Origin of the sequence: Pararhizobium capsulatum DSM 1112 (assembly GCF_030814475.1) — a bacterium.
Classification (GTDB): domain Bacteria; phylum Pseudomonadota; class Alphaproteobacteria; order Rhizobiales; family Rhizobiaceae; genus Pararhizobium; species Pararhizobium capsulatum.
In genome coordinates, this window is sequence record NZ_JAUSVF010000001.1 from 2,107,308 (window position 1) to 2,130,534 (window position 23,227).

Annotated in this window: 25 protein-coding genes and 3 tRNA genes; 25 read left to right on the plus strand and 3 right to left on the minus strand. The window is 58.3% G+C overall.

Features of this window, described 5'->3' with window-relative positions; translation table 11 throughout:
• Nucleotides 1–13 precede the first annotated feature (13 nt).
• From nuoN to QO002_RS10170, 10 genes are all read left to right on the plus strand, one after another.
• Entirely contained in the window at nucleotides 14–1,453 is a 1,440-nt protein-coding gene (nuoN, locus tag QO002_RS10125) for an NADH-quinone oxidoreductase subunit NuoN (protein WP_307229198.1), read from the plus strand.
• Complete coding sequence (locus tag QO002_RS10130; RefSeq protein ID WP_370878475.1) at nucleotides 1,450–2,217, plus strand: biotin--[acetyl-CoA-carboxylase] ligase; 768 nt, start codon at nucleotides 1,450–1,452, stop codon at nucleotides 2,215–2,217. Before nuoN ends, QO002_RS10130 begins: the two co-directional genes overlap by 4 nt.
• 19 nt (nucleotides 2,218–2,236) lie before the next feature.
• A complete protein-coding gene (locus QO002_RS10135; protein ID WP_307229200.1) occupies nucleotides 2,237–3,904 on the plus strand; it encodes a ribonuclease J in 1,668 nt (555 codons plus the stop codon).
• Between the two features lie 20 nt (nucleotides 3,905–3,924).
• Nucleotides 3,925–4,329, plus strand: coding sequence for a methylmalonyl-CoA epimerase (mce, locus tag QO002_RS10140; protein ID WP_307229202.1), 405 nt, complete (start codon nucleotides 3,925–3,927; stop codon nucleotides 4,327–4,329).
• 103 nt (nucleotides 4,330–4,432) lie between these two features.
• The gene (locus QO002_RS10145; protein WP_307229204.1) at nucleotides 4,433–4,702 is read left to right on the plus strand and encodes a DUF1467 family protein; all 270 of its coding nucleotides are present in this window, start codon (nucleotides 4,433–4,435) and stop codon (nucleotides 4,700–4,702) included.
• A 757-nt stretch (nucleotides 4,703–5,459) separates the two neighbouring features.
• Nucleotides 5,460–6,788: a proline--tRNA ligase gene (gene proS, locus QO002_RS10150; protein ID WP_307229206.1), complete on the plus strand. Its 1,329-nt coding sequence runs from the start codon at nucleotides 5,460–5,462 to the stop codon at nucleotides 6,786–6,788.
• Between the two features lie 10 nt (nucleotides 6,789–6,798).
• Nucleotides 6,799–8,103, plus strand: coding sequence for a lipoprotein-releasing ABC transporter permease subunit (locus QO002_RS10155; protein WP_307229208.1), 1,305 nt, complete (start codon nucleotides 6,799–6,801; stop codon nucleotides 8,101–8,103).
• Between the two features lie 16 nt (nucleotides 8,104–8,119).
• On the plus strand, nucleotides 8,120–8,806 hold the full coding sequence (locus QO002_RS10160) for an ABC transporter ATP-binding protein (protein WP_307229210.1): 687 nt from the start codon (nucleotides 8,120–8,122) through the stop codon (nucleotides 8,804–8,806).
• Nucleotides 8,807–8,996: 190 nt separating this feature from the next.
• Nucleotides 8,997–9,770, plus strand: coding sequence for an NAD kinase (locus tag QO002_RS10165; protein WP_307229212.1), 774 nt, complete (start codon nucleotides 8,997–8,999; stop codon nucleotides 9,768–9,770).
• Between the two features lie 172 nt (nucleotides 9,771–9,942).
• Entirely contained in the window at nucleotides 9,943–10,464 is a 522-nt protein-coding gene (locus QO002_RS10170) for a hypothetical protein (protein ID WP_307229214.1), read from the plus strand.
• A gap of 7 nt (nucleotides 10,465–10,471) precedes the next feature.
• Here the strand turns inward: QO002_RS10170 and QO002_RS10175 are convergent, their stop codons facing one another.
• A complete protein-coding gene (locus tag QO002_RS10175) occupies nucleotides 10,472–11,416 on the minus strand; it encodes a LysR family transcriptional regulator (protein ID WP_307229216.1) in 945 nt (314 codons plus the stop codon).
• 150 nt (nucleotides 11,417–11,566) lie between these two features.
• Between QO002_RS10175 and QO002_RS10180 the strand changes: the two genes are divergently transcribed.
• Together QO002_RS10180 and QO002_RS10185 are read left to right on the plus strand one after the other, a co-directional pair.
• The gene (locus tag QO002_RS10180) at nucleotides 11,567–12,193 is read left to right on the plus strand and encodes an FMN-dependent NADH-azoreductase (protein WP_307229218.1); all 627 of its coding nucleotides are present in this window, start codon (nucleotides 11,567–11,569) and stop codon (nucleotides 12,191–12,193) included.
• Between the two features lie 157 nt (nucleotides 12,194–12,350).
• Nucleotides 12,351–12,563 (plus strand): alkylphosphonate utilization protein, encoded by a 213-nt coding sequence (locus tag QO002_RS10185; RefSeq protein ID WP_307229220.1) that lies wholly within the window; start codon nucleotides 12,351–12,353, stop codon nucleotides 12,561–12,563.
• A gap of 75 nt (nucleotides 12,564–12,638) precedes the next feature.
• Here the strand turns inward: QO002_RS10185 and rlmB are convergent, their stop codons facing one another.
• A complete protein-coding gene (gene rlmB / locus QO002_RS10190) occupies nucleotides 12,639–13,520 on the minus strand; it encodes a 23S rRNA (guanosine(2251)-2'-O)-methyltransferase RlmB (protein ID WP_307229222.1) in 882 nt (293 codons plus the stop codon).
• 216 nt (nucleotides 13,521–13,736) lie between these two features.
• On the opposite strand from rlmB, the gene QO002_RS10195 reads away from it, so the two are divergent.
• Nucleotides 13,737–13,821, plus strand: a tRNA-Tyr gene (locus tag QO002_RS10195).
• Between the two features lie 24 nt (nucleotides 13,822–13,845).
• Nucleotides 13,846–13,919 (plus strand) — tRNA-Gly (locus tag QO002_RS10200).
• Between the two features lie 104 nt (nucleotides 13,920–14,023).
• Here the strand turns inward: QO002_RS10200 and QO002_RS10205 are convergent.
• Complete coding sequence (locus QO002_RS10205; protein WP_307233567.1) at nucleotides 14,024–14,278, minus strand: hypothetical protein; 255 nt, start codon at nucleotides 14,276–14,278, stop codon at nucleotides 14,024–14,026.
• A 105-nt stretch (nucleotides 14,279–14,383) separates the two neighbouring features.
• Here QO002_RS10205 and glf point away from each other — a divergent pair, with 105 nt between their 5' ends.
• The 11 genes from glf to rplL all read left to right on the plus strand — a co-directional run bounded on the left by glf (nucleotide 14,384) and on the right by rplL (nucleotide 23,015).
• Entirely contained in the window at nucleotides 14,384–15,526 is a 1,143-nt protein-coding gene (glf, locus tag QO002_RS10210; protein WP_307229224.1) for a UDP-galactopyranose mutase, read from the plus strand.
• A 454-nt stretch (nucleotides 15,527–15,980) separates the two neighbouring features.
• Nucleotides 15,981–17,156, plus strand: coding sequence for an elongation factor Tu (gene tuf, locus QO002_RS10215; protein ID WP_307229227.1), 1,176 nt, complete (start codon nucleotides 15,981–15,983; stop codon nucleotides 17,154–17,156).
• Nucleotides 17,157–17,544: 388 nt separating this feature from the next.
• A complete protein-coding gene (locus QO002_RS10220; protein WP_307229228.1) occupies nucleotides 17,545–18,195 on the plus strand; it encodes a hypothetical protein in 651 nt (216 codons plus the stop codon).
• A gap of 53 nt (nucleotides 18,196–18,248) precedes the next feature.
• Complete coding sequence (locus tag QO002_RS10225) at nucleotides 18,249–19,142, plus strand: NAD-dependent epimerase/dehydratase family protein (protein ID WP_307229230.1); 894 nt, start codon at nucleotides 18,249–18,251, stop codon at nucleotides 19,140–19,142.
• A gap of 174 nt (nucleotides 19,143–19,316) precedes the next feature.
• A tRNA-Trp gene (locus tag QO002_RS10230) sits at nucleotides 19,317–19,392 on the plus strand.
• 202 nt (nucleotides 19,393–19,594) lie between these two features.
• Nucleotides 19,595–19,795: a preprotein translocase subunit SecE gene (gene secE, locus QO002_RS10235; protein ID WP_307233310.1), complete on the plus strand. Its 201-nt coding sequence runs from the start codon at nucleotides 19,595–19,597 to the stop codon at nucleotides 19,793–19,795.
• Between the two features lie 12 nt (nucleotides 19,796–19,807).
• A complete protein-coding gene (gene nusG, locus QO002_RS10240) occupies nucleotides 19,808–20,338 on the plus strand; it encodes a transcription termination/antitermination protein NusG (protein ID WP_056323228.1) in 531 nt (176 codons plus the stop codon).
• Nucleotides 20,339–20,595: 257 nt separating this feature from the next.
• The gene (gene rplK, locus QO002_RS10245; protein WP_307229233.1) at nucleotides 20,596–21,027 is read left to right on the plus strand and encodes a 50S ribosomal protein L11; all 432 of its coding nucleotides are present in this window, start codon (nucleotides 20,596–20,598) and stop codon (nucleotides 21,025–21,027) included.
• Between the two features lie 2 nt (nucleotides 21,028–21,029).
• Nucleotides 21,030–21,728, plus strand: coding sequence for a 50S ribosomal protein L1 (rplA, locus tag QO002_RS10250; protein ID WP_307229235.1), 699 nt, complete (start codon nucleotides 21,030–21,032; stop codon nucleotides 21,726–21,728).
• Between the two features lie 333 nt (nucleotides 21,729–22,061).
• Nucleotides 22,062–22,583 (plus strand): 50S ribosomal protein L10, encoded by a 522-nt coding sequence (gene rplJ, locus QO002_RS10255; RefSeq protein WP_307229238.1) that lies wholly within the window; start codon nucleotides 22,062–22,064, stop codon nucleotides 22,581–22,583.
• 57 nt (nucleotides 22,584–22,640) lie between these two features.
• A complete protein-coding gene (rplL, locus tag QO002_RS10260) occupies nucleotides 22,641–23,015 on the plus strand; it encodes a 50S ribosomal protein L7/L12 (RefSeq protein WP_307229240.1) in 375 nt (124 codons plus the stop codon).
• The last annotated feature ends 212 nt before the right edge of the window (nucleotides 23,016–23,227 follow it).

Here is a 23,227-nt window from a genome sequence, read left to right on the forward strand (position 1 = left end):
GACGTGATTGAACATGACTGCTGAAACAATCCTTGCAAGTTTGCACCTGTCGCTGCCGGAAGTCATTCTTGCGGTGGGCGCTCTGTTCATGCTGATGGTCGGCGTCTTCACGGGCGAAAAACCGGGCGTGGCGACGTGGCTGGCGATCGTCATCCTGGCAATCTCCGGCGCGGTGCTGATCTGGCAGACCGGCGACGGCACCGCCTATAACGGCGTGTTCGTATCCGATGCCTTCGGACGCTTCATGAAGGTCCTGACCCTCGGCGGCTCGATCGTCGCCATCTTCATGTCGGCGGGCCAAGCGCGTCTGACGGGCATCGACAAGTTCGAATATCCGGTGCTGCTGGTTCTGGCGACGCTCGGCATGCTGCTGATGATCTCGGCGAGCGATCTGATCGCCGTCTATCTCGGTCTTGAGCTGCAGTCGCTGGCGCTCTACGTCGTCGCCGCGATCAACCGCGACAACCTGCGCTCTACGGAAGCGGGTCTCAAGTACTTCGTGCTCGGCGCGCTTTCTTCGGGCATGCTGCTTTACGGCATGTCGCTGGTCTACGGCTTCACCGGCCACACCGGCTTCACGGAAATCGCAGCCGCTCTTTCATCGGAAGGTCGTTCGCTCGGTCTCGTCTTTGGTCTGGTCTTCGTTCTTGCCGGCGTGGCCTTCAAGATTTCGGCCGTGCCGTTCCATATGTGGACGCCGGACGTTTACGAAGGTGCACCGACCCCGGTAACGGCATTCTTTGCCGCCGCCCCCAAGGTCGCGGCCATGGCCATGCTCATCCGCATCGTCGTCACACCCTTCCAGCCGATCTTCGCCGACTGGCAGCAGATCGTCGTCTTCATCTCGATCGCCTCGATGCTGCTCGGCTCCTTCGCGGCAATCGGCCAGCGCAACATCAAGCGACTGATGGCCTATTCGTCCATCGGTCACATGGGTTATGCGCTCGTCGGTCTCGCCAGCGGCTCCATGGCCGGTATTCGCGGCGTTCTCATCTATATGCTGGTCTATGTCGTCATGACGCTCGGTACTTTCGCCTGCATCATGGCCATGCGCATGAAGGATGGTGAAGCCCGCGAGAATGTCGATGATCTCTCTGGCCTGTCGCAGACCAATCCGTTCATGGCAACGGTCATCACCGTCATGATGTTCTCGCTTGCCGGCATTCCGCCGCTTGCCGGGTTCTTCGCCAAGTACTTCGTGTTCATGGCGGCGATCGAGGCGCATCTCTACGCGCTGGCCATCATCGGCGTGCTCGGTTCGGTCGTGGGTGCTTACTACTACCTGCGTGTCGTGAAGGTCATGTGGTTTGATGAGCCCAAGGGCGAGTTTGCCCGTCCGTCCGGTTCGCTGAAGCTGGTCTATGGCCTGAGCGGCCTGTTCGTTCTCGCCTACGTGCTGATCGGCGGCCCGATCGGTACCGCCGCCGAAGTCGCGGCGCGGACGTTCTTTTGAGAATTGAAGCTGGGTCGGGCAGATCATCGCTGCCCGACTTCAGGCATACCGCACTCGGTGAAGTCGGCTCCACCAACACGGAGGCGCTGCAGCTTGCGCGGGCAGGGGATACCGGTCATCACTGGATCACTGCTATCAGGCAGACGGCCGGTCGTGGCCGCCGCGGTCGCAGTTGGATGTCGGAACCCGGCAATCTCTACGCCTCCCTCCTTCTGATTGATGCTGCTCCTGTTGAAAAGCTTGGTGCGCTGCCTTTGGCTGTTGCCGTTGCCGTCTATGATGCGATCCGCGCCGTCATGCCACCGGGTGGCAATCCGGTGACGATCAAATGGCCGAACGACATTCTCGTCGGCGGCAAGAAGATCTGCGGCATACTGCTCGAGGGTGAGAGGCTTGCGGATGGCCGGCAGGCTCTGGTCATCGGTTGTGGCATCAATATCGCGGTCCTGCCGGACCATGGACTCTACCCGGTCACCAGTCTTCGCGTTGAAGGATCAACTGTTTCGCCGGACCAGATTTTTGCGCATCTCTACCAGACGATGGCCGAGATCCTGGCCATCTGGAACTACGGCGGGGGCATCAGCGCTATGATAGAGCGCTGGCGCTCTAGCGCCGGCGGCATCGGGCAGAAGATTACGGTCAATCTGCCGGATCGCTCGCTCGTCGGAATTTTTACAGGCATCGACGAAGACGGCCGCTTGGTTCTTGACCTTGGGTCAGGGATGATCGAGCGTATCGCCGCCGGCGATGTATTTTTTGGATGAAACAAGGCACACTCGACTTATGAGCAAACAAGATGAACTGGTCTTCCTGCCGTTGGGCGGGGTGGGCGAAATCGGGATGAACCTTGGCCTCTACGGCTATGGCACGCCCGCAAACCGCCAGTGGATCATGGTCGATTGCGGTGTGACCTTTCCGGGTCTCGATCTGCCGGGCGTCGATCTCGTGCTGCCCGACATTCGCTTTCTTGCCGAGCAGCGCAAGAACCTGAAGGGCATTATCATCACCCATGCCCACGAAGATCACTACGGGGCGCTGGCCGACCTCTGGCCGGGCCTGAACGTGCCGGTCTATGCTTCGCCGTTTACCGCCGGCATGCTGGAAGCCAAGCGCAATTACGAGCGTAGCCGCGCCGATGTGCCGGTCACCATCTTCAAGGAGGGCGACCGGATCAATGTCGGCCCATTCGAGATCGAGGCGGTCGGCGTCAACCATTCCATTCCGGAGCCCATGGCTCTGGTCATCCGTACGCCGCTCGGCAACATCGTCCATACCGGCGATTGGAAGATCGACCACGCACCGTCGCTCGGGCCGCTGACCGACGAGAACCGCTTCCGCCAGATCGGCGACGAAGGCGTGCTGGCCTTGATGTGCGACAGCACGAATGCCATGCGTGACGGTGTTTCTCCCTCGGAGGAAGAAGTTTCCGAGAGCCTGACCAAGGTTATCGAGAGCGCGGAAGGGCGCGTCGCAATCACCACCTTCTCATCGAATGTCGGGCGCATCCGTTCGATCGCCAAGGCTGCAGCTGCGGCTGGCCGTGAAGTTCTGCTGCTTGGCAGCTCCATGAAGCGCGTCTGTGAGGTCGCTCGCGACGTCGGGCTCATGGAAGGGTTGAACCCTTTCATTGCCGAGGACGAGTTTGGCTATATTCCACGCGACAAGGTGGTTGTTATCCTAACGGGTAGTCAGGGCGAACCCCGTGCGGCGCTCGCCAAGATCGCGCGCGACGAAATGCGCAATGTCGCCTTCACTGCTGGAGATACGGTCGTATTTTCCTCCCGTGCCATCCCGGGCAACGAAAAGGCGATCAACGACATCAAGAACGGCCTCGTCGAGCAGGGCATTCGCATCATCACCGATACGGAAGCGCTGGTCCACGTCTCCGGCCATCCCCGCCGCCACGAACTGCAGCAGATGTATTCCTGGATCCGGCCGCAAATATTGGTACCGGTGCATGGTGAGGCAGCACATCTGGTGGCGCAGGGCGAGCTTGCGCTGCAGTCCGGCATCAAGACCGTTCCGAAAATGCGCAATGGCGATATCCTGCGCCTTGCGCCGGGACCGGCCGAGGTCATTGGCGAAGCGCCGCATGGACGTATTTACAAGGACGGCAGCCTGATCGGCGACTATGACGAGATGGGAATCGGCGAACGCCGCAAGCTGTCCTTTGCCGGCCATGTTTCGGTCAGTGTTCTTCTCGACGAGCGCTACGATTTCCAGGACGACCCCGATGTCGTGACCATCGGTCTGCCGGAGTTCGACGACGAAGGTGAGAGCATGAACGATACGCTCTATGACGCCGTGCTTGGTGCCGTGGAAAGCATCCCGCGCGGAAAGCGCAAGGATCTTGCGATGGTCAAGGAAGCCGTCCGCCGGGCGGTCCGCGGCACCGCCAATGATGTCTGGGGCAAGAAGCCGCTCGTGACAGTCTTCCTCAACCGGGTTTGATTGATCGCAAGGGAAAGATCGTGCTCGGACGCGTCAATCACATCGCTCTGGTGGTTCCGGATCTTGAGGTCGCGGCTGCCCGTTATGCCGGGACTTTAAATGCGAGGGTGACGGCACCCAGCAGTCTGCCGGAACATGGCGTACGTGTCGTGTTCGTGGAGCTTGAAAACACCAAGATTGAGTTGCTGGAGCCTGTGGGCGAAGGTTCTCCTATCCAGGCGTTTCTCGATAAGAACCCGTCCGGCGGCATGCACCATATCTGCTACGAGGTCGCCGATATCCTTGCAGCACGCGATGCGCTGGTTTCCAACGGTGCGCGTGTGCTGGGGGATGGAAATCCGAAGACCGGCGCCCATGGCAAGCCTGTCCTGTTCCTTCACCCCAAGGATTTCTTCGGCACGCTGATCGAACTCGAGCAGGTGTGACAGAAAGGCGCGATGCGTCACGTTTGCGGGACTGCTGCCATAGCGCTATAAGCGCGTTATCGAAGCCCGGTTGCTGCGGCGCCTCTGTTCGGGAATTTTGTAAATGCCGCTGTTTTCCACATTCGCCATCTACTTCATCATCTGGTGGCTGACGCTCTTCATCGTTCTTCCCCTCGGTCTGCGCACCCAGGCGGAAGAGAACAATGTCGTGCCCGGCACAGTGGAAAGTGCACCGGCGAGGTTCCGTGCTTTACGGGTTTTTGTGTTGACCTCGGTGCTCGCGGCCGTTTTTCACCTGATCTGGTATATCGTCTCGGTCAAGCTGGGATACGGGCTTGACGCGATCCCGCAATTTGCGCCCAAATTCTACTGATCGCGCATCGCCGCCCGCCGATTTTACGAAGGTAAAGAGCATGGATCTGATGGCGACCGGGCATGACTCAGCGACACATCGTCCAAGGGAATAATATTCCGTCGAGGCTGACTTACGCAGAGTCAGCTCGGTGAGGTCGCTTCAAGCGCCTTAAATTCGGCACATTTCAGGCGTGCTGAACGGAATCGGGAAAATCGTCGTTTTAAAAAGTCAAAAAAAAACAAGGCTAAAAGCCTTGTTTCTAAAGTATCGCGTGATCCTTATCCGTTGCCGGTGGCTGCGGGTAAACGCGCCTAAGATCTTATCCTCCCAAGACTTGACCGCGAAATCGACAAGAATTTAATCTCCCTGCCTCTTTTGTGAGCCGAAACTAGCTCATACCTTGGGCGTTGTCATCCGATTTTTTTGCATTTTTGCGACAGTCGAGTAAAATTTTTCACTTGACAACGGAGATCACGTTACCGTTACTACGTCCTTTTTTGATGCGTATGTACGGTTCCGCGCAAATTTTGTCGCCCTTACGCTACGGGACTCTTGCTCACACAAATCACGGGTTTTCTTCGGTGCGCGAAGCGTCTATGAACGCTTTGCGGGAATCTGCTGAATTGATGAACAATTCGTGTTTCCCAGCTTCTGCGAATTTAAAACGGCACGGCCTGTTCGACGCTCCAAAGTCGCCGTTCAAGGTCTGCAAGCTCAACCTTATTTCGCCCGATTCAAACGATAGGGCGGAGTGCTCCAGTACCGGAACCCCTTCATGCGCCTGTCCCGCTTTTTCATGCCCATTCTCAAGGAAAATCCGAAGGAAGCGGAGATCGTTTCCCATCGGTTGATGCTGCGTACCGGCATGGTCAAGCAGAATTCGGCTGGCATTTATACATGGCTGCCATTGGGCAAGCGCGTTCTGGACAAGGTTAATGCGATCATCCGCGAGGAGCAGAATCGCTCCGGCGCCGTCGAGCTTTTGATGCCGACGTTGCAGTCGGCCGAGCTCTGGCAGGAAAGTGGTCGTTACGATGCCTACGGCAAGGAGATGCTGCGCATCAAGGATCGTCAGGACCGGCCGATGCTTTATGGGCCGACCAACGAGGAGATGATCACGGACGTGTTCCGATCATACGTGAAGTCCTACAAGGACCTGCCGCTGAATCTCTACCATATCCAGCTAAAGTTCCGGGACGAGATCCGTCCGCGCTTCGGCACCATGCGTTCGCGCGAGTTCCTGATGAAGGACGCCTATTCCTTCGATCTCAATCGGGAAGGGGCGGAACACGCCTATAACCGCATGTTCGCGGCTTACCTGCGCACCTTCTCGCGCATGGGTCTGCGCGCCATTCCGATGCGCGCCGATACCGGCCCGATCGGTGGCAATCTCAGCCATGAGTTCATTATCCTCGCCGAAACGGGCGAATCGGAAGTGTTCTGTCACAAGGATTTCCTTGGCTTCGATATTCCGACCGAAGATACCAATTTTGATGATGTTGCCGGTCTGAAGACGATCTTCGACAAGTGGACCTCGCTCTATGCGGCGACCTCCGAGATGCACGACGAAGCAGCCTTCAACGCGATCCCGGATGCTGACAAGGTTTCTGCCCGCGGCATCGAAGTCGGTCACATCTTCTATTTCGGCACCAAGTATTCCGAGGCCATGGGCGCCAAGGTGCAGGGACCGGATGGCAAGGAGCATACCGTTCACATGGGCTCTTATGGCATTGGCCCGACCCGTCTCGTGCCGGCGATCATCGAAGCATCGCACGACGAAAACGGCATCATCTGGCCGGATGCAATCGCGCCGTTCAACGCCGTCGTCATCAATATGAAAGCCGGCGATACCGCATGTGACACCGCCTGCGATACGATCTATGCGGCGCTGACCAAGGCCGGTATCGACACGCTTTATGACGACACAGACGATCGGGCAGGTACCAAGTTCGCGACAGCCGATCTGATCGGCGCTCCCGTCCAGATCATTGCCGGCCCGCGTTCGGTTGCCGCTGGCGAGGTCGAGATCAAGGATCGCAAGACTGGCGCCCGTGAAACGATGTCGATCGAAGCGGCGATCAACAAACTGACCGCTGCGAAATAAGGAAAACAGAATGAGTGTCGCCACGGCAGAACAGGAACCGGCGGCTGTCCGTCCGCCGTCGACCCGTCCCTTTTCCTATTTCGAGCGCATGGTCGCCTGGCGCTACCTGCGCTCCCGGCGGAAGGAGGCGTTCATTTCGGTGATCGCCGGCTTCTCTTTCATCGGCATCATGCTCGGTGTCGCGACGCTGATCATCGTCATGGCCGTCATGAACGGGTTCCGCACGGAGTTGATCTCGCGCATCCTCGGCATCAATGGCCATATGATGGTGCAGTCGCTGGATGGTCCGCTCGACAACTACGCCGATCTCGCGGCGAAGTTCTCGGGCATCCAGGGCGTGACGATGGCGATCCCGTTGATCGAGGGCCAGACGCTCGCGTCCGGCCAGGGCGGAGCAGGCACCGGGGCGCTCGTGCGCGGTGTGCGCGCCGATGATCTTGCGAAGATGAAGTCCATCTCCGACAACATCAAGTCCGGCGACCTCGTCGGCTTTGCTGCCGGAACCGGCGTCGCCATCGGCTCGCGCATGGCCGACCAGCTCGGCCTTCAGGCTGGCAGCACTATCACGCTGGTCGCTCCAGAAGGCGATGTGACGCCGATGGGGGTCAACCCGCGCGTCAAATCCTATACCGTCTCGGCGATCTTCGAGATCGGGATGTCGGAATATGATGCCTCGATCATCTTCATGCCGCTTGAAGAGGCGCAACTCTACTTCAACGCCGAGGGCATTGCCCAGTCCATCGAGCTGTTCGTCGCCAATCCGGACATGGTGGACAGCCTGCGCAAGCCGGTTGAAGACGCCGCAGGTCGGCAGATCTTGATCAGTGACTGGCGCGACCGCAACAAGACCTTCTTCTCGGCACTCGAAGTCGAACGCAACGTCATGTTCATGATCCTCACGCTGATCGTACTGGTCGCGGCGCTCAACATCGTGTCGGGCCTGATCATGCTGGTGAAGGACAAGGGGGCGGATATTGCCATCCTGCGCACGATGGGTGCCAGTTCCGGTTCCGTCATGCGAATCTTCTTCATGACCGGGGCGGCGATCGGCATTGTCGGCACATTTGCAGGCGTCCTGGTCGGGGTGATCGTTTGTCTGAATATCGAATCGATCCGCGAGTTCTTCTCGTGGATTTCGGGGCAGACGATCTTCAATCCGGAGCTTTATTTCCTCAGCCAGCTTCCGGCCGACATGAATGCCGGCGAGACGGTTTCCGTCGTGCTGATGGCGATCGGCCTTTCTTTCCTCGCGACGATCTTCCCGGCCTGGCGCGCCTCGCGCCTCGATCCGGTGCAAGCGTTGCGTTACGAGTAACAGGGATTACGACACGATGGCCGCACGCGTGGCATTGCAGCTTACCGGCGTCGAACGCCATTACACGCAGGGCGACAACTCCCTGTCGATTCTCAAGGGAGTGGATTTTTCGCTGAAGGCAGGACAGACGGTGGCGCTTGTTGCCCCCTCGGGTACCGGGAAATCCACACTCCTGCACCTTGCCGGCCTGCTGGAGCGGCCGGATGCAGGCGAGGTGTTGATCAACGGTGTCTCCTGCGGGACGATGGGCGATCAGCAGCGCACGGCTATCCGTCGCAACGATATCGGCTTCGTCTATCAGTTCCACCATTTGCTGCCGGAATTCACGGCCATCGAAAACATCATGATGCCGCAGCTGATCGCAGGTCTTGCGAAAGCCGAGGCCCGCGAACGGTCGGCTGCCCTTCTCGATTATATGCGTATCGGCCATCGGGCCGAGCACAGGCCGGCTGAATTGTCGGGCGGGGAGCAGCAGCGCGTGGCGATTGCGCGCGCCGTTGCCAATGCGCCGCTCGTGCTTCTGGCGGATGAGCCGACTGGCAATCTCGATCCCGAGACTGCCGGCTATGTCTTTGAGGCTCTGGAAGCGCTGGTACGTCAATCCGGACTGGCGGCGATGATTGCCACTCATAATTATCAGCTGGCCTCGTTGATGGATCGCCGCGTAACACTTGAAAACGGCAAGGTCGTCGAGCTCGACTGAGCGCTTCTCGGTTGTGCGATTGCGTTTTCCGAAACGCCACTGCATTGCGGAATTGTTTTTCTTTTCCAAGAACTTGTTTTGTGCATGATGCTTGAGCGCGACCGTGTGGCCGCGCTGCGCGGTAACTCCTTGAATTCCCAAAGGAGGAGATGCCGTGCTTCTGATCCATCATCGATAAAGCAGGCATTCCATGGCACGTACCTTCAACAGCATCGCCTTTGTCGCGTCTTCCGCGGATGACGCACAGCAGGCGGCCGAGGAGCTGACGGCGCTTTATGGCAATACCGACCCGACCGAAGCCGATGTGATCGTCGCGCTCGGTGGCGACGGCTTCATGCTGCAGACCCTGCACAAGACGATGAATTCGGGAAAGCTCGTCTATGGCATGAACAGGGGGTCTGTCGGCTTCCTGATGAACCGCTATAGCGCAGAAAACCTGCCGGAACGCCTCGCCGAGGCTGTCGAGAACGCCTTCCGGCCGCTGGAAATGCAGACTGTGGATGTCGACGGCAACCGTTTTCGGGCGCTGGCCATCAATGAAGTCTATCTGTTCCGGCAATCCTATCAGGCAGCCAAGCTGCGGATCGTCATTGATGGTCGGGTGCGCCTTGAGGAGCTGATCTGCGACGGGGTTCTCCTGGCGACACCGGCAGGCTCCACGGCCTACAACCTTTCCGCCCACGGACCGATCCTCCCTCTGGAAGCGCCGCTGCTGGCGCTGACGCCAGTCAGCCCCTTCCGCCCGCGGAGATGGCGCGGCGCGCTTCTTCCCAACAAGGTCACGGTCGACATAGCCATCCTTGAGGACGATAAGCGCCCGGTAAACGCGGTCGCCGATCATATCGAGGTCAAGTCGGTCGTGAAGGTACGGATTGCCGAGTCGGAAAACACCACGGCCCGGATCCTTTCGGATCCGGACTATTCCTGGTCCGATCGTATTCTGGCTGAACAATTCGACAACTGAAGGTGTCACCGGGCGAATAAGCGTCCCGAAAGCCGCCGTTCCGCCGTGTCGTTCATAAATCCTTAAATCCGGGACGATTTATCGCTAGTATTGCGCCTGAATTCATAGTCTTTGTGCGCTCTCTGCGCGCCGGAGAGTTGTGTACCCGATAGATGCACCTGGAGCTGGACAGATGCGCCGTGCCTACTTTCTTGCTGCTCTCGCCTTTACGTCGCTGACCGGTCTTGCCCGCGGGGCGGAGGAGGTGCTTCCGGCAGCAAACATCATCTTCGTGACCAGTACCGGATATTGGGAAGAAAGCGGTGATCCGCTGAACGTGCTGGATCTGACAGGCGAAGCCGAGAAGAAGCAGAATCCGCCTTCGACGCAACAGGCAGAACCGGATACCCAGCGCGGCTACTACAAGCTGATCGCCGTGCGTCAGCCCGAGGGCAACGCACATATCTATCTTCAGCAGATCGCATCCAGCGCCGATGGGCCGAAAATCATTTCATCGGCGGAGCTTGAAGAGTTTTCCGCGATGAAAGCCTATGTGACGGACATCCGCCCCGAAACATCCGACGGCATTTCACGCCAACCCGGCCTGTTTGCCACTGTCTACTTAAAGACAGACCCGGCGGCGACAGAATCGGAAACCTGGACCGTGCTGATCGACGACATCGGCGATATAAAAGTCGAGCGCGAAACCAACTGATCGGATGCTACTCGGCAGCGTCGAGCATTGCAGGTTGCGGCACGATTTCCCGGCAGCGAGACATGGCGGCGGGCAGAGATTCTGCCAAAAAGTCGATCAACGCCCTCACGGCCGGCAGAATACCGTGACGCGAGGTGAAGGCCAGATGCACGATGGAGTCTCGCGATGACCAGTCGGGCAGGACAGGGACGAGGATGCCGGACCGAAAGCCGCGTTCACAGAGATGATCGGGCAACAGGGCGACACCGACGCCTTCAATTGTCGCACGCTCGAGTATCCCGAAATCGCCGCAGCCGATTACCGGATTATGAACAATTTCACGCTCGATCCCATCCTTGTCTACGAGTTGCCAGGCGTCGGTGGCGTGGATGTCGTTCATCGAAAGCGTGGGGACCTTTGCCAACGTGTCGATGGTAATTTCACCATGATGGGCGATAAAAGCCGGGCTCGCGGCCAGGAAACGCCGGGCCTCTCCCAGCTTGCGTACGATCAGATGGTTTTCCGTATCAAGTTGGTCCCGGGCCCGGAGCGCGATGTCGATGCGCTCCTCGACCAGATCGATACGGCGGTTTGTCGTATGGACGAGAATACGAACGGCCGGGTAGCGGCGATGGAAGACGGGGAGGATGCCGGCCAGCATCGGCGTGAAACCGATGGGGCATGCAAGCCTGACGATCCCGGCCGGCGCGCTGCGCGCCGCTTCGACAACAGCCTGTGCAGCCTCGACGCCGGCAAGCACGGTCTCGCATCGCTCGTAGAAGGCTTGACCGATCTCGGTGACCCTCAATTTCCGGGTTGATCGTTCCAGAAGGCGAACGTCCAGCTGCTGTTCGAGGCGAGCGACATGTTTGCTGAGCTTGGACTTCGGAATGTTGAGGCTGCGGGCTGCAGCTGAAAACCCCTTGTGCTTCACCACGGCTGCAAACAGCGCCAGATCGTTCAAGTCTTGCATGAGACGTTCCTTTTCGAACCGCTGCTTCCAACGATATTCCTTACTATTGTTTCTATCAGGAAACGGATCGTGGAAAAAGAGCCGACTTATCGTTTGATTGTTTTGAATTCATATCATTGGCAACGAAACACTCAATCCAGAAGGTCTGCCATGAACATCCTCCATATCGATTCCGGTATCCTCGGCGATCACTCCGTTTCCCGCGCTCTGACCGCCGCCATCACCGAAAAACTGAAAGCCGAAAACGCAGGCGCCTCCGTCGTTTACCGCGACGTTGCCGCCGCACCGCTGGTCCATCTCAACGGTTCTCACCTGATGGCCGCTTCCGCCAACCCGGAAGGCATCGACAGGGGCCTCGCCGGTGAACTGGACGTCGCCCGCGATGCGCTTCAGGAATTTCTTGCAGCTGACGTCGTCGTCATCGGCGCTCCGATGTACAACTTCACCATCCCGAGCCAGTTGAAGGCCTGGATCGACCGCATCCTCGTTGCCGGCACGACCTTCCGCTACACGGCTTCCGGTGTTGAAGGCCTGGCCAAGGGCAAGACGGTGATTGTTGCCTCCACCCGTGGCGGCCACTATTCCGCCGGCTCGCCCATCAGCGCCATGGACCATCAGGAAACCTACCTGACATCCGTCTTCGCTTTCATCGGCATTACGGACGTCGAGTTCGTGCGTGCCGAAGGTTTGGCGATCAGCGCCGAATCGAAGGAAGCCTCAATTGCTGCGGCACGCAAGGAAATCGCAGCGCGGAACGACCTCGCCACTGCAGCCTGATCGAATCAAGCGAAGCATTGCAAGGCCGGGCCAGCCTCCAGCGCCCGGCCTTTCGCGTGGGTTATGCGCGCGCCGATGGACAATCGGGAGCCAAAGCTTTAGGGCCGGGAGGGGGTACGCATCAAGCGCCCTCGAGCCGAAGCCACGGAGCAGTGAGATGGACGTCAGAGACAGCAACGGCACCCTTCTTCAAGAGGGCGACAATGTCACGTTGATCAAGGACCTGAAGGTGAAGGGCACGTCGGAAACGCTGAAGCGCGGCACCGTCATCAAGGGCATCCACTTGACCGACAATCCCGATGAAGTCGATTGCCGGCATGCCAAGATCAAGGGACTGGTGCTGCGTACGGAGTTTCTGAAGAAGGCCTGACGCGAACTCGGCAATGTGCCGTTTCTTTCGCACAATGCGAATGAAACAAGGACACGGCAGGGAGCCGAAAGCTCCCTATTGCCGGCCCAGATGGTTGCGTGTTGCATACATGGCGATTGCCGCTGCGTTGGAGACGTTCAGCGACTTGATTGCGCCGGGCATATCCAGTCGGGCAAGCGCCGAGACGGTCGTGCGTGTTTTCTGCCGAAGGCCCTTGCCCTCGGCGCCGAGCACAAGCGCGACCTTTTCCCCGGACAGAGTTTCCTCCAGCGGTGCAGGCCCTTCCGAATCAAGGCCGACGGATGTGAAACCCAGCTTGTGCAACTCTTCCAGGGCGTCGGCCAGATTGGTGATCTGGATATAAGGAATCATTTCCAGCGCGCCGGAGGCGGATTTTGCCAGGACGCCCGATTCGGTCGGGCTATGACGCATGGTGGTGATCAGCGCGCCGGCGTTGAAGGCAACGGCCGATCGCATGATGGCGCCGACATTGTGCGGGTCCGTAACCTGATCCAGAACCAGAATGAGCGGGCTGTCCTTAAGTGCCGAAAGACGGCGCACGGGCAGGGGACGCGTTTCCAGCATGATGCCCTGATGGATCGCATCAGGCCCCAGAACCTTGTCGAGATCCTGCGGCGAAACCATCTCCACGGGGAACGTTAGCGCTTCAACCGGGCCGATCTCAAGGCGCACGAGCGCGTTCTGCGTCACCGACAGCTTGATGATCTGCCGCTCGGGATTATCGAGCGCTGCACGCACGGTGTGCAGGCCGTAGAGCAGCACCTGGTCGGGCTGTAGCTGTGGCGCCTTCCAGTCGTCCTTACCCTTCTTGGCTCGGCGATCCTGCTGCGGCGTCGGGATTTCTCCACGCTCGCGCCGGCCGTCGCGGTGGGCGCGTCGCAGCGTTGCATAATGGCTGTCTTTGGCGCTCTTGTCGCCCGGATTGTCCTTGGTCATGTCAGCCTTATATCGGTGAACCCGTGACGGCGAAACCGTTTTTCGCGTTTCTTGCAGCCGTCGATATTTCTGACGGAAAAACGCAATTTTTTCTGAGAGGTCGTGTTGACAGGAGGGAGCGAGGCAGTCATATACCCGGCGCAGATCACGAGGCGTCGCCGACGAGGCCACCGCCGAAATGATCTGATACTGGTCGCTTGATCCCGACAGAATAATGGAGGGATGCCCGAGTGGTTAAAGGGGACGGACTGTAAATCCGTTGGCTCAGCCTACGTTGGTTCAAATCCAACTCCCTCCACCATTCTGTTGCACGGATCATGACCCCGCGGGTATAGCTCAATGGTAGAGCAGCAGCCTTCCAAGCTGAATACGCGGGTTCGATTCCCGCTACCCGCTCCAATTTCCTAGATTATTGCTGTGTCACCTGTGCTCCGCCTCGTCACGGATCTTGTACCCCGCCGCCATGGATGGCGACGAGGGTGTGTTGGGAAGGCGTTTGCCCATCACTTCTTTTTGCCGAGCGTGCTCTCGCTGCTCTTCACCTGCGAACCAAATGCAGGCGCCGCTTTTTCAGCGACCTTATCCTTCTTCGGTTTGCGGGTTTCCTTGTTGCTCTTGACTTGACCTTTAGCCATTTCCGGCCCTCCTCTTGCTGATGGGGCGAGCATAACCCGCTTATTCTTCGAGTAAAGCAGGAGTTTGTTTTCCGCCTTCAGAAAGCTGCAGATCGTCGATCCGTCCGGCAGCCATGCTTTCATTGCGGGAATGCCGGATGCGAGAAATCAGCATGGTTAATTTAGACTTGCCGAGGGATGTGTGCCGACATACGAAGGCTGAAACGGACACGCTTTCAAAGGCTCCCAATGTCTAAGCGAATTCTTCTTGTGGGCGCCGGCCTGTCCGGCGCGGTCATCGGCCGGACCCTGGCCGAGGCGGGGCACGACATCACCATCGTCGACGAGCGCAAGCATATCGCCGGAAACTGCTACACTGAGCGTGACGACGAATCGGGCGTGATGGTTCACACCTACGGGCCGCATATCTTTCATACGGATGATGAAGAGGTCTGGACCTACGTGAACCGCTTCGAGCGGTTCATGCCCTATGTCAACCGGGTCAAGACCACCTCCGGCGACCAGGTCTATTCGCTGCCGATCAACCTGCATACGATCAACCAGGTTTTCGGCAAGAGCTTTCGCCCGGACGAGGCGAGGGCGTTTATCGAGACCCTCTCCGATACGTCGATCGAAGATCCCAAGACCTTCGAGGAGCAGGCCCTGCGATTCGTCGGCCAGAGGCTCTACGAGGCCTTCTTCAAGGGCTACACCATCAAGCAGTGGGGCTGCGATCCGAACGATCTGCCTGCGAGCATCCTGAAACGGTTGCCCGTCCGCTTCAACTATGACGATAACTACTTCTTCCATCGTTTTCAGGGCATGCCTGAAAACGGCTATACGCCGATGGTTGAGAAAATCCTTGATCATGATCGCATCCAGGTCGAGCTCAATCGGCGCTTCACGCGCTCGGACGCTGGCGCCTTCGACCATGTCTTCTATTCCGGGCCGCTGGACGGTTACTTCGACTTCGAACTCGGCCGGCTGGGCTATCGCACCCTGGATTTCGAGATGTTCCGCCATGACGGGGACTATCAGGGCTGTGCTGTGATGAACTACGGCGATGTCGAAGTGCCTTATACCCGCATCACCGAGCACAAGCATTTCTCGCCGTGGGAGAAGCACGAGAAATCCGTTTGCTACCGCGAATACTCGCGCGCCTGTGGCGAGAATGATATTCCATACTATCCTATCCGTCTCGCCGACGAGAAATCGCTGCTGGGCAGATATGTCGAAAAGGCGAAGGCGGAGCACGGGGTGACCTTCGTTGGACGCCTCGGCACCTATCGCTATCTCGACATGGACGTGACGATCCGCGAAGCGCTCGATACTGCCGCCGCCTACAAACGCGACGGCGATACCATGGGCGCGTTCCACGTCAATCCGGACTGAGCGCGCGTCGCCTCCAGCTTCGGGCCTCCGAACTCAGGCTCCCGGTTCCGGCTGGGGGCCTTTTTGCTTTTTCAGCGAGTCGAAAGTTCGCAGCTTTCCCTGCTTTCTAGTGAGTTTCGGCAGTGGAAGGGCTGTGGTTGTCGAACGGATCGGAGCGCTGCGGCTTGCAATTGGTTCCCGTCGATTGTCCTCTCTTTCTGCGGACGGGACATATTTCGCGCCGCTTATGAGAAACTGCGGACAAGTCCCGGCTTCTCCGTTGTTTTCATTCGAAAAGCCCTCCCACTGGAAAAGTCGAAGCTTACGCCCCATATGCGTCACCAAGGCGTACCGGACCTCCGGTATCGCGCAACGCAATTAAGTCTTGCGCAATTCTTCCGAAACCCTTAAACGCCTCCCCAAACCGGCGCCGCCGGACGCATCCATTGTCATAGATCACAGGAAACCTAGCCCCATGGCAAAGAGCAAATTTGAGCGCAACAAGCCGCACGTTAACATTGGCACGATCGGCCACGTTGACCATGGCAAGACGTCGCTGACGGCGGCGATCACGAAGTATTTCGGCGAGTTCAAGGCGTACGACCAGATCGACGCTGCCCCGGAAGAAAAGGCGCGCGGCATCACCATTTCGACGGCGCACGTCGAATATGAGACGCCTGCCCGTCACTACGCGCACGTCGACTGCCCCGGCCACGCCGACTACGTCAAGAACATGATCACCGGTGCGGCGCAGATGGACGGCGCGATCCTGGTTTGCTCGGCTGCCGACGGCCCGATGCCGCAGACCCGCGAGCACATCCTGCTTGCCCGTCAGGTTGGCGTTCCGGCGATCGTCGTGTTCCTCAACAAGGTCGACCAGGTTGACGACGCCGAGCTTCTCGAGCTGGTCGAGCTTGAAGTTCGCGAACTTCTGTCGTCCTACGACTTCCCGGGCGATGACATCCCGATCATCAAGGGCTCGGCTCTTGCTGCTCTGGAAGATTCGGACAAGAAGATCGGCGAAGACTCGATCCGCGAGCTGATGGCTGCTGTCGACGCCTACATCCCGACGCCTGAGCGTCCGATCAACCTGCCGTTCCTGCTGCCGATCGAAGACGTGTTCTCGATCTCGGGCCGTGGTACGGTTGTGACCGGCCGCGTCGAGCGCGGTATCGTCAAGGTTGGCGAAGAAGTCGAGATTGTCGGCATCCGCCCGACTACCAAGACGACGGTTACCGGCGTTGAAATGTTCCGCAAGCTGCTCGACCAGGGCCAGGCCGGCGACAACATCGGCGCGCTGATCCGCGGCGTCACCCGTGACGGCGTTGAGCGTGGCCAGATCCTGTGCAAGCCGGGTTCGGTCAAGCCGCACAAGAAGTTCATGGCAGAAGCCTACATCCTGACGAAGGAAGAGGGCGGCCGTCATACGCCGTTCTTCACCAACTACCGTCCGCAGTTCTACTTCCGCACGACGGACGTGACCGGCATCGTTTCGCTGCCGGAAGGCACGGAAATGGTTATGCCGGGCGACAACGTCACGGTTTCCGTCGAGCTGATCGTTCCGATCGCGATGGAAGAAAAGCTGCGCTTCGCAATCCGCGAAGGCGGCCGTACCGTCGGCGCCGGCATCGTGGCCTCGATCGTCGAGTAATCGACGGGCCGACGATGGCGAAAGCTGCCGACGGCGCTTAAGAGGTGCAAATGGCGCGCAAGCGCGATTTGCGTACGGCGCCGGGATCGTGGCTTCCATTGTCGAGTAATCGACGGTCCGGCTTCAAGCCTGATTGAATAAAAGAAGGCGTCGCAAGTGATTGCGACGCCTTCTTTTTTTGTCTTTGTGCCCGGGTGGGTTCGGAAAAGATCGCGTCGTCTTGTTGTGGGGCTGGTGCAACACAGCCGCCTTTTGAGCCCGGATATATTCCATTCAAAGCTTCATCTCTTCGATGCTTTTTGTTACAAGATAGCCGAACCCGTTGTCTTGAGCCGGCCCAATTTGGGTGAGGCTCGTTGCGCTCAATGCGCCATGGCTGGGGTAACCAATGAACATCTGGAAGATGAAGGCGCTTTGCGTCGGCGTGTTGCTGTTCGCGGTCGGAGCCTATCCGGTGAATGCCGACAATCTGATATGGGTGCCCGCAAAGACCGGCGAGAACGCCTACACGTTCAAAATGGGCATGAAGCTGCCGCTGCCGGCGGATGTAACCGCTGGGGCCGATGTATTCGTCAATGCGAACAACGCAGGGCGGCTGACGACGCTTGTGCCGGTGGATTTCTGGGGACGCATTTCCACGCAATCCGGGCAGAGCATGGCCGCTACCGGACAAAACAGTTTCAACGTTCGTCGCAACGTCGTAACGGGCGCGGTTGGCGTTGGGGTGGAGGCATTGCGCCGACGCATCCTGACCAAGCGGCTAGATCTGCAAACCAGTCGATCTTTGACCCTGCAATGCAACACGTATGAACGCCAGTGCCGTTCGGCGACAGGCAGGCAAACCGCACGGCTTTCCGTGACGGAGGGCGGACCATCCTTGATTGCCGAGGGGGCGTTCTCGACCGGGGACGGTACATTCACAAACCGGCTTGCCTTCGAGCAGAATATCCTCGGAGGCGTTGTCCTGCAGGGCGCCGTGCAAAATCCGGTTCGCGCGCCGACCGCGTCCGTCAATCTGCGCTACGCGCTCAACTGGTAATCGCCATACTTTTCTCCTAGAAACGCAGCTAAGACGTTTCTGGGAGGACGAAGATGAAGAAACGAATTCTGTTCACGGGTGGATCAGGCAAGGCGGGGCGGCATGCCGTGCCCTATCTGGTCGAGGCGGGCTATGACGTCCACAATATCGATCTCGTGCCGCTGGAGAGCCCCGGCGTCACCAACCTGATCGCTGATATCACCGACAGCGGTCAGATGTTCAACGTGCTATCCATGCACTGCGACTTTCCGGATCTCGAAAGTGGCAAGGGGGTGCAGCCCTTCGATGCCGTCGTACATTTCGCGGCCGTGCCGCGTATCCTGATCAAGCCAGACAACGAGACTTTCCGCATCAACACGATGGGCACCTACAATGTCATCGAGGCGGCAGTGAAGCTTGGCGTGCGTAAGATCATTGTGGCATCGAGCGAGACGACCTACGGCGTCTGCTTCGCCGAAGGTCATCGCGACTTCCATCACTTTCCGCTGGAGGAAGATTACGACGTCAATCCAATGGACAGCTACGGGCTTTCAAAAGTGGTCAATGAAAAGACGGCGCGTGCCTTTGCCGAACGCTCTGGCTTCGACATCTATGCGCTGCGAATCGGAAATGTCATCGAGCCCCATGAATATGCGAACTTCCCTGCCTATTTTGCCGATTCCTCCATCCGCAAGCGCATTGCCTGGAGCTATATCGACGCCCGCGATCTCGGCCAGATCGTCAAGCTCTGCATTGAGAAGGATGGCCTTGGCTATCAGGTCTTCAATGCAGCGAACGACACGATTTCGGCAAATACCCCGACGCGCGCACTTGCCGAGCGTTATTTCCCAAATGTGCCGTTCCGCCGTGAGATCGGCAGCTACGAGGGGTTGCTCTCGAATCGCAAAATCAAGGACGTGCTCGGTTTTCGCGAGGAACACGACTGGCGCAAATATGTGAAAGTGTGAATATGTGCCGCAACATACTGCCTGCCACTCTTCGCAGGGCGGGGAGGCAGGCGCGCCGTAAAATTTCTCCGCGCTTGCATACTTTTTCCACCAAAGGCGCTTGTCTTCCACGGGCAAACTGAATAATAAGCCGCAGACCCACGCGGCGCGGGTATCGCAGGCGCCCGGGGAACTAGGGGTATAGCTCAGTTGGTAGAGCGGCGGTCTCCAAAACCGCAGGTCGTAAGTTCGAGCCTTACTGCCCCTGCCATTTCATCCAGCGCAGACGATTGCCGCGGTGCAGTGGATAATGTATAAAGACGGAAGAGGGCTTGCTCTCTCCCTCTAATTTCGCAAAAAGACCGACGACCTCTTGTGATTTCGAGAATCGGTCTTTATGTAGGGTTCAAACAGACACGCGGCGCGTGGGGCTGAAAGTTCAGCTTTACGGGCCGTTAAGGCGTGAGCATTCAATGGCATCGAAAACAAATCCGTTTACGTTTCTGCAGCAGGTTCGCGCTGAAACGGCGAAAGTGACTTGGCCCTCGCGGCGTGAGACAATGATCTCCACGCTGATGGTCTTTGTCATGGTCTTTTTTGCTGCTGCTTTCTTTTTTGCGGCTGACCAGTTGATGGGTTGGGTTATCGGCCTCATCCTCAACGTCGGTCTGTAAGGAGATATAGGAATGGCAGCGCGCTGGTACATCGTTCACGCCTATTCGAACTTCGAAAAGAAGGTCGCTGACGATATTGAAAACAAGGCTCGCCAGAAGGGGCTTGAGCATCTTTTCGAAAAGATTCTTGTTCCGACCGAGAAGGTTGTCGAGGTTCGTCGCGGCCGCAAGGTCGATGCTGAGCGCAAGTTCTTCCCGGGTTACGTGCTGGTACGCGCCAACCTGACGGATGAGGCTTATCACCTCATCAAGAATACCCCGAAGGTGACGGGCTTCCTCGGTTCCGACAATAAGCCGGTTCCGATTCCGGACTATGAAGCCGAGCGCATTCTCGGTCAGGTCCAGGACGGTGTTGATCGTCCCAAGCCCTCGATCTCCTTCGAGATCGGCGAGCAGGTCCGCGTTTCCGACGGTCCGTTCGCCTCCTTCAACGGCATCGTTCAGGATGTCGATGAAGAGCGTTCGCGCCTCAAAGTCGAAGTCTCGATCTTCGGCCGCGCAACGCCGGTCGACCTCGAATACGCGCAGGTCGAGAAGGTCTGAGCAAGAATTGGTCGCGACGGTTTTGTCCGTTCGCGACCCTGACTGTTTGTCGGAGGCTTCGGTCGCCGGCAGTCGCGGGTTGTCCCGCAAAAACGCGTGGAAGGATCAAGGTCTTAGCCGGACCGGTTATCCGCACCACGCAACCGCAGCCGCCGGGCTCTCGAAAGGGGTTTGGCAGAATTGACCGGGAGACCGGTCGTCATAGTCCCGGCAATCTCGCATTTGGGTATGTCGGCAAACTGTAAAGGCAGAGAGATATGGCTAAGAAAGTTGCAGGCCAGCTCAAGCTTCAGGTCAAGGCAGGATCGGCAAACCCGTCCCCGCCGATTGGTCCTGCGCTTGGTCAGCGTGGCATTAACATCATGGAATTCTGCAAGTCGTTCAACGCGGCTACGCAGGAAATGGAAAAGGGCATGCCGATCCCGGTCGTCATCACCTATTACCAGGACAAGTCCTTCACCTTCGCTATGAAGCAGCCGCCGGTTACCTACTGGCTGAAGAAGGAAGCAAAGATCTCGTCGGGTTCCAAGACGCCTGGTAAGGGCGGCAAGGCCGGCACCATCACCAAGGCTCAGGTCCGTGCGATCGCCGAAGGTAAGATGAAGGATCTGAACGCGGCCGACATCGAAGGCGCAATGGCAATGGTTGAGGGCTCTGCCCGCTCCATGGGCCTGGAAGTGGTAGGTTGATCATGGCTAAGCTTGCAAAGCGTATTCAGAAGATCCGCGAAGGCGTTGATCCGACCAAGCTCGTCGCTCTCACCGATGCGATTTCCATGGTCAAGGAACGTGCCGTCGCCAAGTTCGACGAAACAATCGAAATTGCCATGAACCTGGGTGTTGACCCGCGCCACGCCGACCAGATGGTCCGCGGCGTTGTCAACCTCCCGAACGGTACCGGCCGCGATGTTCGCGTTGCCGTTTTCGCACGTGGCGCCAAGGCTGATGAAGCCCGCGCTGCTGGCGCAGATATCGTTGGTGCGGAAGACCTGCTGGAAATCGTCCAGGGCGGCAAGATCGACTTCGATCGTTGCATCGCGACCCCGGACATGATGCCGCTCGTCGGTCGTCTCGGTAAGGTTCTTGGCCCCCGTGGCATGATGCCGAACCCGAAGGTTGGCACGGTCACCATGGACGTCACGGGTGCCGTCAAGGCTTCCAAGGGCGGCGCCGTCGAGTTCCGCGTCGAGAAGGCTGGTATCGTCCATGCCGGTATCGGCAAGGCTTCTTTCGATGCCAAGGCTCTTGAAGAAAACATCAAGGCTTTTGCCGATGCTGTCATCAAGGCAAAGCCGGCTGGCGCCAAGGGCAATTACGTCAAGCGTGTCGCGATCTCCTCGACCATGGGTCCGGGCGTCAAGATCGATCCGGCAACCGTAAACGCCGCTTAATCGAGTTTCCCGGACCTTCTGGTCCGGAACAAAGATTTCCGGCCCTTCGGGGCCGGAAATTCCGGGATAGAACCCGGAACTCCTGTCCGAGATTGCAGGTGGTTGTCCCTTAATCACTTTTGCCTGCATGAGATGGGTGAGACCCGGATTTCAAAACGCACGGATGTGCGGAAATTCGGTTCGAACCTCGGCTTGCCTTGTGTCGCACCCGGTAACGGGGACGCGCAGGGGACAGGATCCTCGAGCGTCGCTTGGGATCAATTCTGATCCCTCGCGGCAAAGGCAAACCCGGCGGGTCCGCGATTATGCGGTCCTGTCAACTGGAGATAGGCAGTGGAAAGAGCGGAAAAACGCGAATTCGTCACAGACCTGAACGAGTCCTTCAAGGGCGCGGGATCGGTCGTTGTGGCCCACTATGCTGGTGTCACCGTCGCGCAGATGAACGATCTTCGTTCGAAAATGCGCGCTGCTGGCGGCACCGTCAAAGTCGCGAAGAACCGTCTGGCCAAGATTGCCCTTCAGGGTACGGAGTCGGAAGGGATCGCAGATCTCTTCAAGGGTCAGACGCTGATCGCATACAGCGCAGACCCGATCACGGCTCCGAAGGTCGTCATGGATTTCGCTAAGACCAACGACAAGGTCGTTGTCCTGGGCGGTTCCATGGGCGCAACCGTGCTCAACGCCGAAGCAGTCAAGTCGCTTGCGACCCTGCCTTCGCTGGACGAGCTGCGTGCAAAGCTGTTGGGTATGATTCAGACCCCGGCACAGCGTATCGCTTCGGTTGTTGCAGCACCGGCAAGCCAGCTTGCCCGCGTGTTTGCGGCCTACGCCAAGAAGGACGAAGAAGCCGCATAAGGCGGTTTTTCGCTGTTTATTCAACAAAGTTCGAACCGAACATAAGGAACTATCAAAATGGCTGATCTCGCAAAGATCGTAGACGACCTCTCCTCGCTGACCGTTCTGGAAGCTGCAGAACTGTCGAAGCTTCTCGAAGAAAAGTGGGGCGTTTCCGCTGCTGCTCCGGTAGCAGTTGCTGCTGCTGGCGGCGCTGCTGCTGCTCCGGCTGAAGAAGAAAAGACCGAATTCGACGTTATCCTCGTCGACGCCGGTGCAAACAAGATCAACGTCATCAAGGAAGTCCGCGCCATCACCGGTCTCGGCCTCAAGGAAGCCAAGGACCTCGTCGAAGGCGCTCCGAAGGCTGTCAAGGAAGCGATTTCCAAGGGTGAAGCTGCTGATCTCAAGAAGAAGCTCGAAGACGCTGGCGCCAAGGTTGACGTCAAGTAATTTGAGTTTACTGCTCGGGAGGTGGTCCGAAAGGGCCGCCTCTCTTTGATCTTTTTTTGAACGTATTACCCAAAAGCCACGTGAAAACGGCTTTTGGGTAATGGGTTCTTCAAGAGGATGGTTCGTTTCGAAGGCAGCACAGTAGTCCGCGCTGAGCGTTTTCGAACATGAACGAGTTTGAACACCACCCATGATTGACGGGATCGACTGGC

Bases quoted from the DNA above. Each gene is read 5' to 3' on its own strand.
- nuoN (WP_307229198.1), top strand. From the start codon at position 14: ATGACTGCTGAAACAATCCTTGCAAGTTTGCACCTGTCGCTGCCGGAA.
- QO002_RS10135 (WP_307229200.1), top strand. From the start codon at position 2,237: ATGAGCAAACAAGATGAACTGGTCTTCCTGCCGTTGGGCGGGGTGGGC.
- QO002_RS10145 (WP_307229204.1), top strand. From the start codon at position 4,433: ATGCCGCTGTTTTCCACATTCGCCATCTACTTCATCATCTGGTGGCTG.
- proS (WP_307229206.1), top strand. From the start codon at position 5,460: ATGCGCCTGTCCCGCTTTTTCATGCCCATTCTCAAGGAAAATCCGAAG.
- QO002_RS10155 (WP_307229208.1), top strand. From the start codon at position 6,799: ATGAGTGTCGCCACGGCAGAACAGGAACCGGCGGCTGTCCGTCCGCCG.
- QO002_RS10160 (WP_307229210.1), top strand. From the start codon at position 8,120: ATGGCCGCACGCGTGGCATTGCAGCTTACCGGCGTCGAACGCCATTAC.
- QO002_RS10165 (WP_307229212.1), top strand. From the start codon at position 8,997: ATGGCACGTACCTTCAACAGCATCGCCTTTGTCGCGTCTTCCGCGGAT.
- QO002_RS10170 (WP_307229214.1), top strand. From the start codon at position 9,943: ATGCGCCGTGCCTACTTTCTTGCTGCTCTCGCCTTTACGTCGCTGACC.
- QO002_RS10175 (WP_307229216.1), bottom strand. From the start codon at position 11,416: ATGCAAGACTTGAACGATCTGGCGCTGTTTGCAGCCGTGGTGAAGCAC.
- QO002_RS10180 (WP_307229218.1), top strand. From the start codon at position 11,567: ATGAACATCCTCCATATCGATTCCGGTATCCTCGGCGATCACTCCGTT.
- QO002_RS10185 (WP_307229220.1), top strand. From the start codon at position 12,351: ATGGACGTCAGAGACAGCAACGGCACCCTTCTTCAAGAGGGCGACAAT.
- rlmB (WP_307229222.1), bottom strand. From the start codon at position 13,520: ATGACCAAGGACAATCCGGGCGACAAGAGCGCCAAAGACAGCCATTAT.
- QO002_RS10205 (WP_307233567.1), bottom strand. From the start codon at position 14,278: ATGAAAGCATGGCTGCCGGACGGATCGACGATCTGCAGCTTTCTGAAG.
- glf (WP_307229224.1), top strand. From the start codon at position 14,384: ATGTCTAAGCGAATTCTTCTTGTGGGCGCCGGCCTGTCCGGCGCGGTC.
- tuf (WP_307229227.1), top strand. From the start codon at position 15,981: ATGGCAAAGAGCAAATTTGAGCGCAACAAGCCGCACGTTAACATTGGC.
- QO002_RS10220 (WP_307229228.1), top strand. From the start codon at position 17,545: ATGAACATCTGGAAGATGAAGGCGCTTTGCGTCGGCGTGTTGCTGTTC.
- QO002_RS10225 (WP_307229230.1), top strand. From the start codon at position 18,249: ATGAAGAAACGAATTCTGTTCACGGGTGGATCAGGCAAGGCGGGGCGG.
- secE (WP_307233310.1), top strand. From the start codon at position 19,595: ATGGCATCGAAAACAAATCCGTTTACGTTTCTGCAGCAGGTTCGCGCT.
- nusG (WP_056323228.1), top strand. From the start codon at position 19,808: ATGGCAGCGCGCTGGTACATCGTTCACGCCTATTCGAACTTCGAAAAG.
- rplK (WP_307229233.1), top strand. From the start codon at position 20,596: ATGGCTAAGAAAGTTGCAGGCCAGCTCAAGCTTCAGGTCAAGGCAGGA.
- rplA (WP_307229235.1), top strand. From the start codon at position 21,030: ATGGCTAAGCTTGCAAAGCGTATTCAGAAGATCCGCGAAGGCGTTGAT.
- rplL (WP_307229240.1), top strand. From the start codon at position 22,641: ATGGCTGATCTCGCAAAGATCGTAGACGACCTCTCCTCGCTGACCGTT.